The sequence below is a fragment of the Pseudomonas sp. Ga0074129 genome, from assembly GCA_001465025.1.
GTDB lineage: Bacteria > Pseudomonadota > Gammaproteobacteria > Pseudomonadales > Pseudomonadaceae > Aquipseudomonas.
The window spans coordinates 39,327-53,742 of sequence record LNDO01000076.1; the positions used below are offsets into that span (position 1 = coordinate 39,327).

The window sequence follows — 14,416 nt, forward strand, 5'->3', positions numbered from 1 at the left end:
ACAAGCCAAGAGCGCCAGACTGCAAGCTTCAAGCACCAGGCCCACCGCACAACCGCACAAGATTGGTACGCGCGGTTTCAGGCTTGTGGATTGCGGCGTTTTAAGGCCTTAGTAGCCTTTAATGGTGTAGTCGATGTCGAATGCGATGCCGGTTACCCGCGACACGCCGGTTTCTAGGCGACCGTCGTCAAATAAGCGCAACCAGCGATAACCCGGCGCGGTTTTATCCACTTGAAACTCGTCGCTACCCGGCGCGAACTGCACACAGGTTGAGGGCGATGCGAGCAGGCGAATCGGCCCGCGCTGTTGGTCAATCTCTTGATGGATATGCCCCCAAAGCACCGCCCGCACATTGCTGAAACGCTCCAGCACGGCAAATAGGGCATCGGCATTGCGCAAGCCAATAGGCTCCATCCACTTGCAGCCGATGGACACCGGATGATGATGCAGGCAAATCAGTTGATGCCGCTCCGGTGCGTCGCTCAGGGCGCGCTCCAACAAGGCCAATTGCTCGTCACTGAGAAAGCCCGGCACCGCACCTGGGATCGATGAATCCAGCAATGTCACGCGCCAATTGCCGAGGTCAACCACCGGTTCCAGCAGCTCACTGCCCGCACAGGCGGCCTGCATAGCGGGCACTTCGTCATGGTTGCCGGGGAACCAGCGCGCAGGCGCAGGGATGATGGCGGTCATGTCGCGGAAGCGCTCGTAGGACTCGGCGCTGCCGTCTTGGGAAAGATCGCCGCTGGCCAGCATCAGATCAATCTGCGGCTGCTCAAGCAGCACACGATCAATCACACGCTGCAAGCTGTCCTGGGTGTCCATCCCCAAGAGTTTGGCCGCTGCATCGGCAAACAGGTGACTGTCGGATAACTGCACCAGCAGTACCGAGCCATCAACAGCAGTGGTTTCAGTCAGCGCGCTCGGCAAGGCCGTCTCCTTGAGCGGAATGCTCGGATTATGCTGGCTAGTCGTGCGTGCGGTAAACCCGCGAACGCGCATTGCATCACAGAACGTCGGCGGTAATTGCGTGGATGTCGCGGCTTGCTGCCGGGTATAGACGAGGACTGTCGTGCTAGCGGGTGGAGGTGTAAAAAGGGTTAGCGAACCGGCATCGGTTCATGCCCACACGCCAAGCAATGGCTTAGCCACTCGCCGAGAAACAGATTGAGTTGCGTCTTCTCATCTGGCTGATGCATGTCTGCACTGGGATAGGGATAGACCCCACGAAAGCGCCGCGCGCTTTGCGCACCAATCACTTCGGCCATGCGCGCATCATGGTACACGCGAACCTCCATGTGCGGCACCGGCAACCAGGGCAGGCTGAACTCCTGACGCACAGAGAGGGTCGAGGTATAGGGGCAGGTTTCCAGCACCTCGAGCGCCAGCACACCCAATGCATGCTCGCCCTGACTCAAGGCGACACGCCGCTGCGCACCTACCGCCTCACGCATTGCCGGGAGCAGTTGCATCAGCCGCGCATAGTTGGCTTCGCAAGCAGCTTGCAGTTCGACCAAATCGACCCGGTAGCGCTCGCGTAACAGGTTCACGACCACAACCCCCGCACTTCGGCACGGTTCAGCGCCAACCACTGCAGGGCAATGATGCTCGCCGCATTGTCGATACGCCCATCCTTCACGGCTGCCAGCGCATCGGCCAAAGACCAGACGTGTACACGAATGTCCTCACCCTCCTCTGCCAAGCCATACACACCGCCCACACCCTCGCTGCTGCAACGGCCCACATACAAGTGCACGCGCTCATCGGAGCCGCCGGGCGAAGGGTAATACTGGGTAATGGGCCACAGCGAGGTCAGTTGCAGATTGGCTTCCTCCAACGCTTCGCGGCGGGCTACCTCTTCCGGTACTTCGTCTTTATCTATCAGCCCGGCGACCAGCTCCAGCAGCCAGGGATTCGCGCTTTTATCCAGCGCACCGATGCGAAACTGCTCAATCAACACCACGCAATCGTGTTGCGGGTCATAGGGCAGCACACACACGGCATCATGGCGCACGAACAGTTCGCGGCTCAGCTCAGGCCCCATGCCACCGGCAAATTGGCGATGACGCAGGCGCAGTCGATCGAGCTTATAAAAGCCGCGAAAGCAGACCTCACGCTCGATTACGTCAACATCTTCTCGTTGCATAACGCCCCCCTAATTAACAGGAACGGGCCCGAAGGCCCGTCCTGGTGACATCCTATGCGGCCCCGAAACAGGGGGCAGCAGGCTCTCTATTACACCTTGTGATAGAGCTGTGACCCCTGCGCCTTAAACTCCTCCGCCTTGGCTTGCATGCCCGCCTCGGCATCCAGGTCGAGTGCGGCGATGCGTTGCTCTTCAGCATAGACGCGAACTTCCTGGGTGATCTTCATCGAGCAGAACTTTGGCCCGCACATGGAGCAGAAGTGTGCCACCTTGGCCGAGTCTTTGGGCAGCGTTTCGTCGTGATAACTGCGCGCGGTGTCCGGGTCGAGGCCGAGGTTGAACTGGTCTTCCCAGCGGAATTCAAAGCGCGCCTTGCTCAAGGCGTTGTCACGAATCTGCGCGCCCGGATGACCTTTGGCCAAGTCGGCCGCGTGGGCGGCGATCTTGTAGGTGATGATGCCGGTCTTCACGTCATCCTTGTTCGGCAGGCCCAGGTGCTCCTTAGGCGTGACGTAGCAGAGCATGGCGCAACCGAACCAGCCGATCATCGCCGCACCGCGATGTCAGTGGTCAGCGGGCCGAGGGTGTAGAACGGCGCTTCGTCACAGCATTCCAGCTGCTTGTCCATGTTCTCTTTGATCAACTGCATCGGCACGTGGCCGGGGCCTTCAATCATGGTCTGCACGTCATGCTTCCAGGCGATCTTGGTCAGCTCGCCGAGGGTTTCCAGCTCACCGAACTGCGCTTCGTCGTTGGCATCGGCAATCGAGCCTGGACGCAGGCCATCGCCCAGCGAGAAGCTGACGTCGTAGGCCTTCATGATTTCGCAGATGTCTTCGAAGTGGGTGTAGAGGAAGTTTTCTTTGTGGTGCGCCAGGCACCACTTGGCCATGATCGAACCGCCGCGCGAGACGATGCCGGTGACGCGCTTGGCGGTCATCGGTACATAGCGCAGCAATACACCGGCGTGGATGGTGAAGTAGTCCACGCCCTGCTCGGCTTGCTCGATCAGGGTGTCGCGGAACAACTCCCAGGTCAGTTCTTCGGCCGCGCCGCCGACTTTTTCCAGCGCCTGATAAATCGGTACGGTGCCAATCGGCACGGGCGAGTTGCGGATGATCCACTCGCGGGTTTCGTGAATGTGTTTGCCGGTGGACAGGTCCATGACCGTGTCCGAACCCCAGCGAATGCCCCAGGTCAGCTTGGCCACTTCTTCTTCAATGGACGAGCCCAGCGCCGAGTTGCCGATATTGCCGTTGATCTTCACCAGGAAGTTACGGCCGATAATCATCGGTTCCAGTTCGGTGTGGTTGATGTTGGCCGGAATGATCGCGCGGCCACGGGCGATTTCTTCGCGGACAAACTCAGCGGTGATCTCTTTCGGGATCGAGGCACCAAAGCTGTGACCAGCGTGCTGCGCTTTGAGCAAACCGGCCTCGCGGGCTTCGGCCAGCTTCATGTTTTCGCGGATGGCGACGTATTCCATCTCGGGCGTGATGATGCCCTGACGCGCGTAATGCATCTGGCTGACGTTTTTGCCCGCCTTGGCTTTACGCGGGTTGCGCACATGGGCAAAGCGCATGGCAGACAGCTCGGCATCATCCAGACGGCGCTGGCCAAACTCAGAGCTCAGCCCCGGCAGCTTCTCGGTGTCGCCACGGTCTTCGATCCAGGCGCTGCGCACATCGGCCAGGCCTTTGCGCACGTCGATGGCCACATTCGGGTCGGTGTAGGGGCCGGATGTGTCATACACGGTGACGGGGGCGTTGATCTCGCCGCCGAAGTCAGTGGGCGTGACATCCAGGCTGATTTCACGCATCGGCACGCGAATATCAGGGCGCGAACCCTGCACATAGATCTTCTGCGAACGCGGGAAGGGTTGGATGGATTGCTGGTCGACCTGAGCACTTTCACTCAGGTTCTTTTGTTGTTGTGCACTCATCGGCGGGCTCTCTCCAGGGCTGAATGTCGGAGTGAACCTGCAAGGGATGAACAGCGCGGACGCACCAGGAACGGTGCCAGAAGCTCGGCCAGAACGAGGCGAGTACATCTTGTTCCCTACGCAGGCCTTAACCTGATCAGGTTCAACGGGATCCGGCAGCTGCCAATCTCAGCCCCGCATTTGGGGCACCCCGACAAGAACGAGGCCAGTCTAATCAACCTGCCGCGATAAAACCAACCGGCATGATGCACAAGCCTGCCCCATGCGTCGGATAGCCCGCAGTCGAGTGCGCAGCTCTTGCAAACATCCCAGCAGGCCGCGAACTATACTGCTGCAACCATAACGGCGCTTGACCCTCCCGGTACGGCACCTTAGCCTTGCGGATTACCGCTCATTCAGGATCACCCTCATGTTGCGCAGAATCTCTCTGGCCCTGGCCATCGCAGCCGCTTACAACGCAACGGCCGGGGCAGAACAGGCCCCGCTGTCCACCAAGACCGACCTGGTTACGGTTTACCAAGAAGCCGCCGCCAACAACGCCGACCTCGCCGCCGCACGCGCCGACTATCAAGCCCTGAGCGAAGTGGTGCCCCAGGCCCGCGCAGGCTTGCTGCCCAACCTTTCCGCAGGTGCCAACCTGAGCGACAGTCGCACGCAGGTCGACTCGCCAGCCAACACTGCCTCGCGCAGCGGCATGGTCTATCAGGCCAACCTCAGCCAGCCACTGTTCCGTGCTGACCGCTGGTTCCAACTGCAGGCGGCCGAAGCCAGCAACGAACAAGCTGCGCTGCAACTCTCGGCCAGCGAGCAAACCCTGATTTTGCAAAGCGCCGAAGCCTACTTCGCCGTGCTCCGCGCCCAAGACAACCTGGCTTCGACCAAGGCCGAAGAAGCCGCTTTCAAGCGCCAGCTGGATCAAGCCAACGAGCGCTTCGACGTCGGCCTGTCGGATAAAACCGACGTACTGGAAGCCCAGGCTGGTTTCGACACCGCCCGCGCCAACCGCATCATCGCTCAGCGTCAGGTTGAAGACGCCTTCCAAGCCCTGACCACCCTGACCAACCGCGAGTTCGCCGCGCTGGAAGGTATCGAGCACAGCCTGCCGATCCTCGCCCCTACGCCAAACGACGCCAAAGCCTGGGTTGATACCGCCGCCGCGCAAAACCTCAACCTGCAAGCCAGCAACTTCGCCGTTGAAGCCGCCGAAGAGACCCTGCGCCAGCGTAAATCCGGCCATGCGCCGACGCTGGATGCCGTGGCCAGCTACCAGAAGGGTGACAACGACAGCCTTGGTTTCAGTAACCGCAATGGCGCGCCAGGCTACAGCGGCGACGTCGAGCAGCGCTCTATTGGCTTGCAACTGAATATCCCGCTTTACAGCGGCGGCCTCACCAGCTCGCAAGTGCGCGAGTCTTACCAGCGCCTGAACCAGAGCGAGCAACTGCGTGAAAGCCTGCGCCGTCAGGTGGTGCAAAACACCCGCAACCTGCACCGCGCGGTCAACACCGACGTGGAAACCGTGCAAGCGCGCAAACAGTCGATCATTTCCAACCAAAGCGCGCTGGAAGCCACCGAAATCGGCTATCAGGTCGGCACCCGCAATATCGTTGACGTCCTCGACGCTCAGCGCGAGCTGTACAGCTCGGTGCGCAACTACAACAACGCGCGCTACGACTACATCCTCAACAACCTGCGCTTGAAGCAAGCCGCCGGCACCCTCAGCCCGGACGACCTGGCTGCACTGGAGCAATACCTGAAATCCGACTACAACCCGGACGAAGACTTCCTCCCACCGGATCTGGCCAAAGCCGCCGAGGCGCAACTGCGCAGCAACTCGCAGTACTGAGTTGAGTGAGTAAAAAAGCCCCGCTGGTTTTGCCCGCGGGGCTTTTTATTGCCTGCGTAACGCATGCCGCCTTGAACAGATCCAAGTGGCCTCACTCAGAAGCACCACAACCCGTGGGAGGCGCTCCAGCGGCGACATATTTGAAACCCAGCAGCAGTTGGCTCGGTCGCGGCTAGCCCCTCCCACGGCGATGGTGTCAGGGCTGAGGGTTGATCAGCCGCCCCAAGCCCGCCAACAACCGCGCCAATGCGCCTTGGTTGGCCTGCATCACCGCCAACCCGGCCGCACGCATGGCCTGCGCCGTCTCGGGCTCGCGCCAGAGTTGCGCGATGCGCTGCGACAAACCGTCAGCATCGGCCGTCTCGCTCAGGGCGCCCGCCGCGCGCAACTGCGCGGCGATCTCCAGAAAGTTGAACAAGTGCGGGCCGCTGAGCACCGGTTTACCCAGCGCGGCTGGCTCCAGCAGGTTGTGCCCGCCATTAGCGACCAGGCTGCCGCCGACAAAGGCGATATCGGCCAGCGCATAAAGAAACAGCAACTCGCCCATGGTGTCGCCGAGCAGCACCTGATCCGCCGCCTCAACGGCCTCGCCCGTTGAGCGCCGCCGCGTACCGAAGCCTTGCCGCTGGCACAGGTCAAACACCGCATTGAAGCGCTCAGGATGGCGCGGCACCAGAATCAATAACGCATCAGGATGCTGCCCAAGCAACTGACGATGGGCCGCCAGGACGATTTCATCCTCACCAGCATGGGTGCTGGCCGCGATCCACACCGGGCGCTGGGCGCGAGTCAGCAGAGCGGGATCAATGGTCAGATCAAATTTGATCGAGCCGGTGACCTCAACACACTCAGGCCGCGCACCGAGGCTGCGAAAGCGCTCAGCCTCCAGCGCTGTTTGCACGGCAATCAAATCCAACTCAGCCAGCATCGGCGCCGTCAGTTTGGCGAAGCGCGCATAGCCGCGTGCCGAACGCTCGGACAGCCGCGCATTGGCCAGCGCAACAGGGATGCCACGCGCGGCGCACTGGTGGATATGGTTGGGCCATAGCTCGGTTTCCATGATCACCGCCAGCGTGGGTTGCACGCGCTCCAGAAACCGCGCGGCGGCCCAAGGCAGGTCATAGGGCAAGTAGCAATGCTGCACGCGACCGGCGTATTCCGGGCCGCCAAACATGGCCTGAATACGCTCCGAGCCGGTCGGCGTCATGCAGGTGATGGTGATCGGCAACTGCGGATAGCGCGCCAGCAACTCACGCACCAGCGGCGCGGCGGCAATGCTCTCGCCCACCGACACGGCATGCAGCCAGATACCGCCCGGTTTCAGCGCGGGCAAACCGAAGGCAAAGCGCTCGCCGATGCGTTTGGCATAGGCCGGTGCTTGCCAGGCACGCCACGCTAAACGCCCGGCCACCAGCGGCAGGCCGAAGTGAAACAGCAGGGTATAGAGGTGTCTATTCATGGCGCGCAGCTTATGCACTTTGGCTAAAACCGTCGAGTCACGCGCTGTAGCGTTAGCCAATTGCCTGCAAGTGCTGGGCAAAGCACTCAGCCAGCCATAACGCCGCCGGGCCTAGCGCCTCATCACGGCGGCACACCAGCTCAACCACCAGCGGTGGCGGGGTCCAGTCGCTGCTTAGTTCCACCAGTTGGTTCTGATAGGTCGGGTACTGCACCACATGGCGCGGCAACCAAGCCCAGCCGAGGTTGCGCATCAGCAGTTCGGCCATGGTGTAGAAGCTGTCGGTGCGCCACACCGACGGGCTGATTTGCTCACCGCCCGGATAGTGGCTGTCTTGCGGGGTCATCAGCAGCTGCCGGTGACGGGCCAGTTCACGCCGATCCACATGCTCCATGCCCGCCAGTGCGTGCCCGGCACCGCACACGGTGACCATCTCGATGGTGCCCAAGCGCTGACGCTCCAGCGCATCGGGCATGTGTTCGTGGTGGAACAGCAAGCCGAGGTCGGCGCGATTCTCCAGCAGTTTGCGCGCCACATCCCCTTGCGCACCGCTGGCCAACTGCACCTCCAACAGCGGGAACTGCTGCGCCAGCGCCTCCAGGCTGTCGAGCACCGGCTGATAAGGCATGGCCTCATCTTGCGCCAAGCGCAGACGCACCTCCTCCCCACGTACCAGCCCTAACGCGCGCCCCTCAAGCCGCTGACACTGGCGCAATACCTCGCGCGCTTCCTCAAGCATGGCCATACCGGCCTCGGTCAGGCGCGGCTGACGGCCACTGCTGCGCTCAAACAGGCGTACGCCCAAGTCTGTCTCCAGCATGGCAATCGCATTACTCACCGCCGATTGCGCACGCTGCATCTGCCGACCCACAGCGGAAAACGACTGACCGTCGGCCACGCTGACAAACAGGCGAATCTGTTCCAAGTTCCACTGCATAACCTATCTCCCAAGCGGATAGGTAATGACTTTATCCCATACGCTCACGCACTAGAATCGTCCCCATAACGGATGGAGAGCCAAACATGAACGCGTACATTTTCCTTGCCATTGCCATCGCCGCCGAAGTAGTGGCAACCACTTCAATGAAAGCCTTGGACGGTTTCAATAAACCTCTGCCCCTGCTGCTGGTGGTGGCCGGTTACGGCATCGCTTTCTGGATGCTCAGCCTGGTGGTAAAAACCATCCCGGTGGGCATTGCCTACGCCATTTGGGCAGGCATGGGTATCGTGCTGGTGAGCATCGCCGCCGTATTTCTCTACCAGCAAAAGCTGGACCTACCGGCCATCCTCGGCATGGCCCTGATTGTCAGCGGTGTGGTGGTGATTCAGTTGTTCTCGCAAAGCACTGGACACTGACCCTCGCGCGAGCGGCTGCCGTTATACTGCGCACCTGTTTTCCCCGGTGAGACACCTGCATGTCCCAGGCATTAAGCACTGATGTTTTGATCGTCGGCGGCGGTATCGCTGGCCTTTGGCTGAACGCGCGCCTGCGCCGCCAGGGTTTCGCCACGCTGCTGGTGGAAAGCGCCCAGCTCGGCGGCGGGCAGAGTGTGAAGTCTCAAGGGGCGCGCTGACCGGCGCGTCCGAAGCCATTGCCGATATGCCACGACGCTGGCGTGAAGCCCTCGCGGGCAATGGCGAGCTGGACCTCACGGGCGTGCGCCTGCTCTCCGATGCGCACTACCTGTGGTCGCCCGGAAGCCTGGCCGGCAACATCACCAGTTTCTTTGCCAGCAAGGCCGTGCGCGGTCGTGTCGATCAGGTAAAGGGCGAGCACCTGCCACAGGCCCTGCAACACCCAAAATTCAAGGGCAAGGTCTACCGCTTAGCGGAGCTGGTATTGGATGTACCGAGCCTGATCAAGCGCTTGAGCGAGTTAGCCGGCGATGGTTTGCTGGCTGCCGAGCGCATCGAACCATTGCATGAACATGGCGAGCTAGTTGGCCTAGTGGTCGATGGCCGCGAGATTCGCGCACAACGCATCATCCTCAGCGCCGGGCGCGGCAATGCCGAGCTGCTCAGCGCCCTCGGCCTCAGCCAGCCGGCGCAACAACTGCGCCCACTGCACATGGCGCTGGTCAAAGGCCCGACCCTTAAACCGCTGTATGCCCATTGCCTGGGCGGCGGGCCGAAGCCGCGCGTGACCATCACCACCCATCCCGCTGCCGATGGTCAGTGGGTGTGGTATTTGGGTGGCGACTTGGCCGAAGCCGATGGCGTGGCCCGTGACGAAGCCGCGCAAATCAAGGCTGCGCAGAAGGAACTGAGCGAGCTGCTGCCGTGGGTGGATCTGTCTGCCGCACAGTGGGCGACGTTGCGGGTGGAGCGCGCCGAGCCAGCGCAATCCGGCCTGGTGCGCCCGGACAACGCCTTCCTGCATGAGCAAGGCAAGCTGATGGTGGGCTGGCCGACCAAGCTGGCCCTTGCGCCGGATTTTGCAGACCGCGTACTGGCCGCCCTCAACCGTGACGGTATTCAGCCGCACGCCCACGCAGCGCTGCCTGCCCTGCCGCGCCCGAGCGTCGCCGCCGCAGCCTGGGAGGAGTTGCTCTGATGTTGCACACCCTGCACCGCCCACTGGGCAACACCGGTTTGCGGGTTTCACCGCTGGGTTTGGGCACGGTCAAACTGGGCCGTGATCAAGGCGTGAAATATCCGACTGGCTTCACCATCCCCGATGACGCCACCGCCCGCGCCCTGCTCGCCCAAGCCCGCGATTTGGGCATCAACCTGATCGACACCGCGCCGGCCTACGGCTCCAGCGAAACCCGCCTCGGCCCGCTGCTGCGCGGCCAGCGCCACGATTGGGTGATCGTCAGCAAGGTCGGTGAAGAGTTCGACAACGGTCAGTCGCATTTTGATTTCAGCCCGGCGCACACCCGCCGCTCGGTGGAGCGCAGCCTCACGCGCCTGGAAACCGATTTTATCGACCTCGTGCTGGTGCATTCCGACGGCAACGATGTGGCCATCCTGCGTGACAGCGGCGTGTACGAAACGCTGGCAGAACTGAAACGCGAAGGCAAAATTCGCGGTTTCGGCCTCTCCGGTAAAACCGTCGAGGGCGGTCTGTTGGCGCTGGAGACCGGCGACTGCGCCATGGTCACCTACAACCTCAACGAACAAGGCGAGCGTCCCGTGCTGGACTACGCCGCGCAACAAGGCAAAGGTATTTTGATTAAAAAGGCCCTGGCCAGCGGTCACGCCTGCCTGGCACCTGGCATCGACCCGGTGCGCGCCAGCTTTGAGCTGATCTTCAGCCACCCGGCCGCCTGCAGCGCGATCATCGGCACCATCAACCCGCAGCACCTGGCGCATAACGTCGCTACGGCCGCGGCTGTGATTCAGGATATTGCCTGACGCTTATGCGGCGCTGATCTGTGCCAAGCTGACTGGCCGCATCCCTGCCCACAAGGAGTTGCCATGCCGCGCACCTTGATCCGCAAAGACCCCAGCAGCTTCAAAACCCTGCAACTGCACGTTGAAGCCAGCCCCGAAGGCCTGATCTACCAAGGCCGGGGCATGCCGCTGAACTTCGCGCAGATGCTGGCAAAGCGCCAACCCGTGGCGATTGCTGACACCCAGCGCTTTGCCGTGGAACTGGCCAACCTCGGGGTTTCAGTACGCCTGACGCTCAACTGGCAGGGGCGTGATTACTGGGTGCTGGTACGTCAGCGTCGGGCTGATCGTGGCGATGTGGTGCTCAAACTGATATCCGGTTACGTCCCGGCGCATGAACTCAATTTGCCGCTGCTCACGGTGATTCAAGAAGTGGCCGAAGAATGCCTGCTGGAAACCCCGGAAGGCTGGCTGAGCGGGCGCTTTGGCGACACCTGGCTGCCGACGCCCTATCAAAACAGCCTGCCCTATCGGGAAAGTGCCCACTTCACCCTCAGCCCGCTCAAGGGCGCAACGCGACCGGTGCAATGCGGCACGCTAAAACTGCTCGAACGCCCGCATGCCTACGTGCACCTGCCCACCGCGTCACTGCAACTGGTGTACGACATGCGCCTGGAACTGCACCAAGAGACGCGCGACCTGAGCTTGCTGCATGTCGATGAATGCCTGGAGCAAGGCACCCTCGTCGCCCGCCTTAACCGCGCCAGGCCGGATTTATTTCTGCTGGCACTCGACCAAGGCCGCCCAACGGCCAACCTGCTAACCCTCACGCAAGGCCAACTCACACCTGTCAGCACTCGCGGCCTATGGCTGGCCGAAAGCTTCGCCCCACAAGACGGCTGGCTGGTGCACGACGAACGCATCCGCTGGAAAGACTGGCTAAGCCTGCAAGGTATCTGAACGCCGCCCGGATAAACCCCACAACGAGGCCAAACCGTAAGGTGGATGACGCTCTTTTCATCCATCACAACCACGCATCGGTGGATGGGTGAAACGCCATCCACCCTACAACAGCGACGTAGGTTGGGTTGAGGAGCTTGCGACGAAGCCCAACGAGGCGTACCGCAACCTGTTGGGCTTCGCTGCGTTCAACACCAACCTACGAGACGACCGCACGACCCGTAGCCCGGATGTAATCCGGGGGTGGTTACTTCAGTTCGCTGGAGCTTTTGCCGAGCAAACGTCTGGCGACGATCAACAGCTGGATTTGCTGGGTGCCTTCGAAGATGTCGAGAATCTTCGAGTCGCGCGCCCATTTCTCCAACAACTCATCCTCGCCGTAGCCCAACGCGCCGGCCAGTTCGACGCATTTCAACGTCACCTCGTTGGCCACCCGCCCGGCCTTGGCTTTGGCGATGGAGGCTTCCTTGGAGTTGGGCAGTTTGTTGTCGGCCATCCAGGCGGCTTTCATGGTCAACAGGCGCGCGGCTTCCCATTCGGCTTCCAGGCGATAGAGCGTCGCTTCGGCGTGGCTGACGCTGAGCAACGGCGTGCGGTAATCCAGCTTGCAGACTTTCTTCAGCAGCTCGCGGGTGCGGTCCAGTGAGGCCTTGGCCACGCCCACCGCCATCCCGGCGACCAGCGGGCGGGTGTTGTCGAAGGGATTTCCGGGTTACCGAGCAGGTTGGCCGCTGGCACGCGGCAATCGCTAAAGCTGATCGCGGCGGTGTCCGAGGCCTTGATACCGAGCTTCTTCTCCAGCCGGGTGACGGTCATCCCCGGCGTGCCGTGCTCCACCACAAAGGACTTGATCGCCGCGCGACCGAGGCTTTTATCAAGTGTGGCCCACACCACCACCGAGTCGGCACGCTCGCCGGAGGTGACGTAGATCTTCTCGCCGTTGAGCACGTAGTGATCGCCGTCCTTGATGGCCGTGGTGCGGATCGCCGCCGAGTCCGAGCCGCAGCCCGGCTCGGTAATCGCCATGGCCGCCCAGGTGCCGCTGAAGCGCGCCAGCTGCTCATCATTGGCGACGGCCGCAATCGCCGCGTTGCCCAAGCCCTGACGCGGCATCGCCAGCAGCAGGCCGACATCGCCCCAGCACAGCTCCATCACCCCGAGCAGGGCGGACAGATTGCCGCCATTTTTGATGCCTTCCTGTTGCTCACGGGCTGCACCACGTTTGCTGGCGGAGGTGGCGCCAATCGCATCTGGCGAGCCGGCGTTCATGCCATCGAGCAGCGCCGCGAGCAGGTCCAGCTCCTTGGGATAGGCGTGCTCGGCCTTGTCGTATTTACGTGAAATCGGCCGGAAGTAATTCTCCGCCACCTGATGGGCCTGATTGACCAAGCCACGGAATTTCTTGGGGGTTTCTAAGTTCATGGTGATGCGCCCTTAGAGCTGGAGACCGCCGGCCATAATCGCCAGCGCACGCAAATCGCGGTACCAGCGCTCGGCTGGATGTTCTTTGGTAAAGCCGTGACCGCCGAGCAACTGCACGGCGTCGGTGCCGATCTTCATGGCCTTTTCGCTGCACAGCAGACGCGCCAGATAGGCTTCGCGCTGGAACGGCAAACCCTGCTCGGCCCGCGAACACGCGCGCCAGACCATCAGGCGCATGGCGTCGAGTTCCACCGCGATGTCCGCGACCATAAAAGCCACGCCCTGGCGATGGCTGATTGGCTCACCGAAGGCCACACGCTCATTGCAGTACGGCACCACATAATCCAGCGCCGCCTGCGCCGTGCCCACGGCCAAGGCGCACCAGGCCAGCCCGGCATAATCGAGAAAAGTCGCGCCTCAACTGGCACCTTCACGCCATTGAGCCGCACGCGCGCCGTGCTGCCAGCCTTCAGGCCCATGGCCGGCTGCGGGCTGCGCTGCAGACCTTTGGCGCCCGCCTCGACGATAAACAGCGCCGGACCGTCCGCCGCCTGCGCCGCGATGATCAGCTGGCTGGCATCCATTCCACGCAACACCAAGCTCTTCTCACCGCTAAGGACGTAATGCTTACCGCGCTTACGTGCCCGAGTCGTCAACTTGTGCGAATCAAACAGCGGCGTCGGTTCATTCACCGCAATGGCCATCACGGGTGCGGGTTCTTCACCGACAAAGGCCGGCAACCAGCGCGCTTGCTGCGCCGCATTGCCCCAACAACAATGCTGCAGCCAAAGACAAATCGCCCTTGCCCAGCGCCTCGGCAATCAGCGCATTGCTCAGGGTGGTGCGTTCACCGGCCATGCCGCCCTGCGCTTCACTCACCGCATAGTGGGTCAGCCCAAGCTCATGTGCCTGGTTGAGCAACGCCGCTGGCAGCACGGCTTGTTCATCGGCATCGTGGGCGAGCGGGCGCAGCACTTCACTGGCGAAGGCTTCCAGCATCTCCACCAGCATCTGCTGCTCATCAGACAGGGACAGATCAAACAGCGCATCCGGGTCAACAGGGCGCGGCAGCTTGGCCACTTTGCCTGCACGCTGCGCCGCCGCGCGAAAGCTCGCACGGCTGCCGGTGTAGATCAGTTTTTCGAAAGGTTGGCGCAGCTTCAAACGGTCTGGCCAATGCGCCTGGGCGACTCGATTCAATACTGCCAGGGCACGGCCCTGTACGTCGGAACTCATGGCATCTCACTCCATACGGGGGATGCCACGGATCATGCGCGCGGTCAGGGCAAGCGCCTATGACCGCGC

The 14,416-nt window shown here is 62.0% G+C and carries 10 protein-coding genes, 5 pseudogenes and 1 riboswitch; of the genes and pseudogenes, 5 read left to right on the forward strand and 10 right to left on the reverse strand.

Translation table 11 applies throughout. The features are described 5' to 3' along the window. Positions 1-108: 108 nt before the first annotated feature. The 4 genes and pseudogenes from cpdA to thiC all read right to left on the reverse strand — a co-directional run bounded on the left by cpdA (position 109) and on the right by thiC (position 4,088). Positions 109-930, reverse strand: a complete 822-nt coding sequence (gene cpdA / locus AUK77_RS09435; protein WP_296128689.1) for a 3',5'-cyclic-AMP phosphodiesterase — start codon at positions 928-930, stop codon at positions 109-111. A 170-nt stretch (positions 931-1,100) separates the two neighbouring features. Next, complete coding sequence (locus AUK77_RS09440) at positions 1,101-1,556, reverse strand: DUF1249 domain-containing protein (protein WP_296128690.1); 456 nt, start codon at positions 1,554-1,556, stop codon at positions 1,101-1,103. Next, positions 1,547-2,146 (reverse strand): NUDIX domain-containing protein, encoded by a 600-nt coding sequence (locus AUK77_RS09445; protein WP_296128693.1) that lies wholly within the window; start codon positions 2,144-2,146, stop codon positions 1,547-1,549. Before AUK77_RS09445 ends, AUK77_RS09440 begins: the two co-directional genes overlap by 10 nt. An 89-nt stretch (positions 2,147-2,235) precedes the next feature. Further along, a pseudogene (gene thiC / locus AUK77_RS09450) lies at positions 2,236-4,088 on the reverse strand (phosphomethylpyrimidine synthase ThiC). A gap of 96 nt (positions 4,089-4,184) precedes the next feature. Further along, positions 4,185-4,291: riboswitch (TPP riboswitch) on the reverse strand. A gap of 206 nt (positions 4,292-4,497) precedes the next feature. Here thiC and AUK77_RS09455 point away from each other — a divergent pair. Beyond that, entirely contained in the window at positions 4,498-5,934 is a 1,437-nt protein-coding gene (locus AUK77_RS09455; protein WP_296128696.1) for a TolC family outer membrane protein, read from the forward strand. A 196-nt stretch (positions 5,935-6,130) separates the two neighbouring features. Here AUK77_RS09455 and waaA read toward each other — a convergent pair whose 3' ends face one another. Continuing rightward, the gene (waaA, locus tag AUK77_RS09460) at positions 6,131-7,393 is read right to left on the reverse strand and encodes a lipid IV(A) 3-deoxy-D-manno-octulosonic acid transferase (protein ID WP_296128700.1); all 1,263 of its coding nucleotides are present in this window, start codon (positions 7,391-7,393) and stop codon (positions 6,131-6,133) included. A 52-nt stretch (positions 7,394-7,445) separates the two neighbouring features. Beyond that, entirely contained in the window at positions 7,446-8,330 is an 885-nt protein-coding gene (locus AUK77_RS09465; protein ID WP_296128703.1) for a LysR family transcriptional regulator, read from the reverse strand. A gap of 86 nt (positions 8,331-8,416) precedes the next feature. Between AUK77_RS09465 and AUK77_RS09470 the strand changes: the two genes are divergently transcribed. The 4 genes and pseudogenes from AUK77_RS09470 to AUK77_RS09485 all read left to right on the forward strand — a co-directional run bounded on the left by AUK77_RS09470 (position 8,417) and on the right by AUK77_RS09485 (position 11,689). Then, a complete protein-coding gene (locus tag AUK77_RS09470) occupies positions 8,417-8,749 on the forward strand; it encodes a multidrug efflux SMR transporter (protein ID WP_296128706.1) in 333 nt (110 codons plus the stop codon). Between the two features lie 59 nt (positions 8,750-8,808). Further along, positions 8,809-9,947: pseudogene (locus tag AUK77_RS09475) on the forward strand (FAD-dependent oxidoreductase). Then, the gene (locus AUK77_RS09480; protein ID WP_296128709.1) at positions 9,947-10,750 is read left to right on the forward strand and encodes an aldo/keto reductase; all 804 of its coding nucleotides are present in this window, start codon (positions 9,947-9,949) and stop codon (positions 10,748-10,750) included. Before AUK77_RS09475 ends, AUK77_RS09480 begins: the two are co-directional and overlap by 1 nt. A 63-nt stretch (positions 10,751-10,813) precedes the next feature. Then, positions 10,814-11,689: a metal ABC transporter ATPase gene (locus tag AUK77_RS09485; RefSeq protein WP_296128712.1), complete on the forward strand. Its 876-nt coding sequence runs from the start codon at positions 10,814-10,816 to the stop codon at positions 11,687-11,689. Positions 11,690-11,936: 247 nt separating this feature from the next. On the opposite strand, the pseudogene AUK77_RS09490 reads toward AUK77_RS09485, so the two are convergent. The 4 genes and pseudogenes from AUK77_RS09490 to AUK77_RS09505 form a co-directional block, all read right to left on the reverse strand. Further along, positions 11,937-13,111, reverse strand: a pseudogene (locus AUK77_RS09490) (acyl-CoA dehydrogenase family protein). Positions 13,112-13,123: 12 nt separating this feature from the next. Further along, a pseudogene (locus AUK77_RS09495) lies at positions 13,124-13,507 on the reverse strand (acyl-CoA dehydrogenase family protein); the annotation flags it as partial. A gap of 95 nt (positions 13,508-13,602) precedes the next feature. Then, a pseudogene (locus AUK77_RS09500) lies at positions 13,603-13,815 on the reverse strand (acyl-CoA dehydrogenase family protein); the annotation flags it as partial. A 16-nt stretch (positions 13,816-13,831) separates the two neighbouring features. Further along, the gene (locus AUK77_RS09505; RefSeq protein WP_296128715.1) at positions 13,832-14,347 is read right to left on the reverse strand and encodes an acyl-CoA dehydrogenase family protein; all 516 of its coding nucleotides are present in this window, start codon (positions 14,345-14,347) and stop codon (positions 13,832-13,834) included. Positions 14,348-14,416 lie beyond the last annotated feature (69 nt).

Coding starts and splice junctions, on each gene's coding strand:
- waaA (WP_296128700.1), bottom strand. CDS start 7,393: ATGAATAGACACCTCTATACCCTGCTGTTTCACTTCGGCCTGCCGCTG.
- AUK77_RS09485 (WP_296128712.1), top strand. CDS start 10,814: ATGCCGCGCACCTTGATCCGCAAAGACCCCAGCAGCTTCAAAACCCTG.
- AUK77_RS09465 (WP_296128703.1), bottom strand. CDS start 8,330: ATGCAGTGGAACTTGGAACAGATTCGCCTGTTTGTCAGCGTGGCCGAC.
- AUK77_RS09505 (WP_296128715.1), bottom strand. CDS start 14,347: ATGAGTTCCGACGTACAGGGCCGTGCCCTGGCAGTATTGAATCGAGTC.
- AUK77_RS09445 (WP_296128693.1), bottom strand. CDS start 2,146: ATGCAACGAGAAGATGTTGACGTAATCGAGCGTGAGGTCTGCTTTCGC.
- AUK77_RS09455 (WP_296128696.1), top strand. CDS start 4,498: ATGTTGCGCAGAATCTCTCTGGCCCTGGCCATCGCAGCCGCTTACAAC.
- AUK77_RS09470 (WP_296128706.1), top strand. CDS start 8,417: ATGAACGCGTACATTTTCCTTGCCATTGCCATCGCCGCCGAAGTAGTG.
- AUK77_RS09480 (WP_296128709.1), top strand. CDS start 9,947: ATGTTGCACACCCTGCACCGCCCACTGGGCAACACCGGTTTGCGGGTT.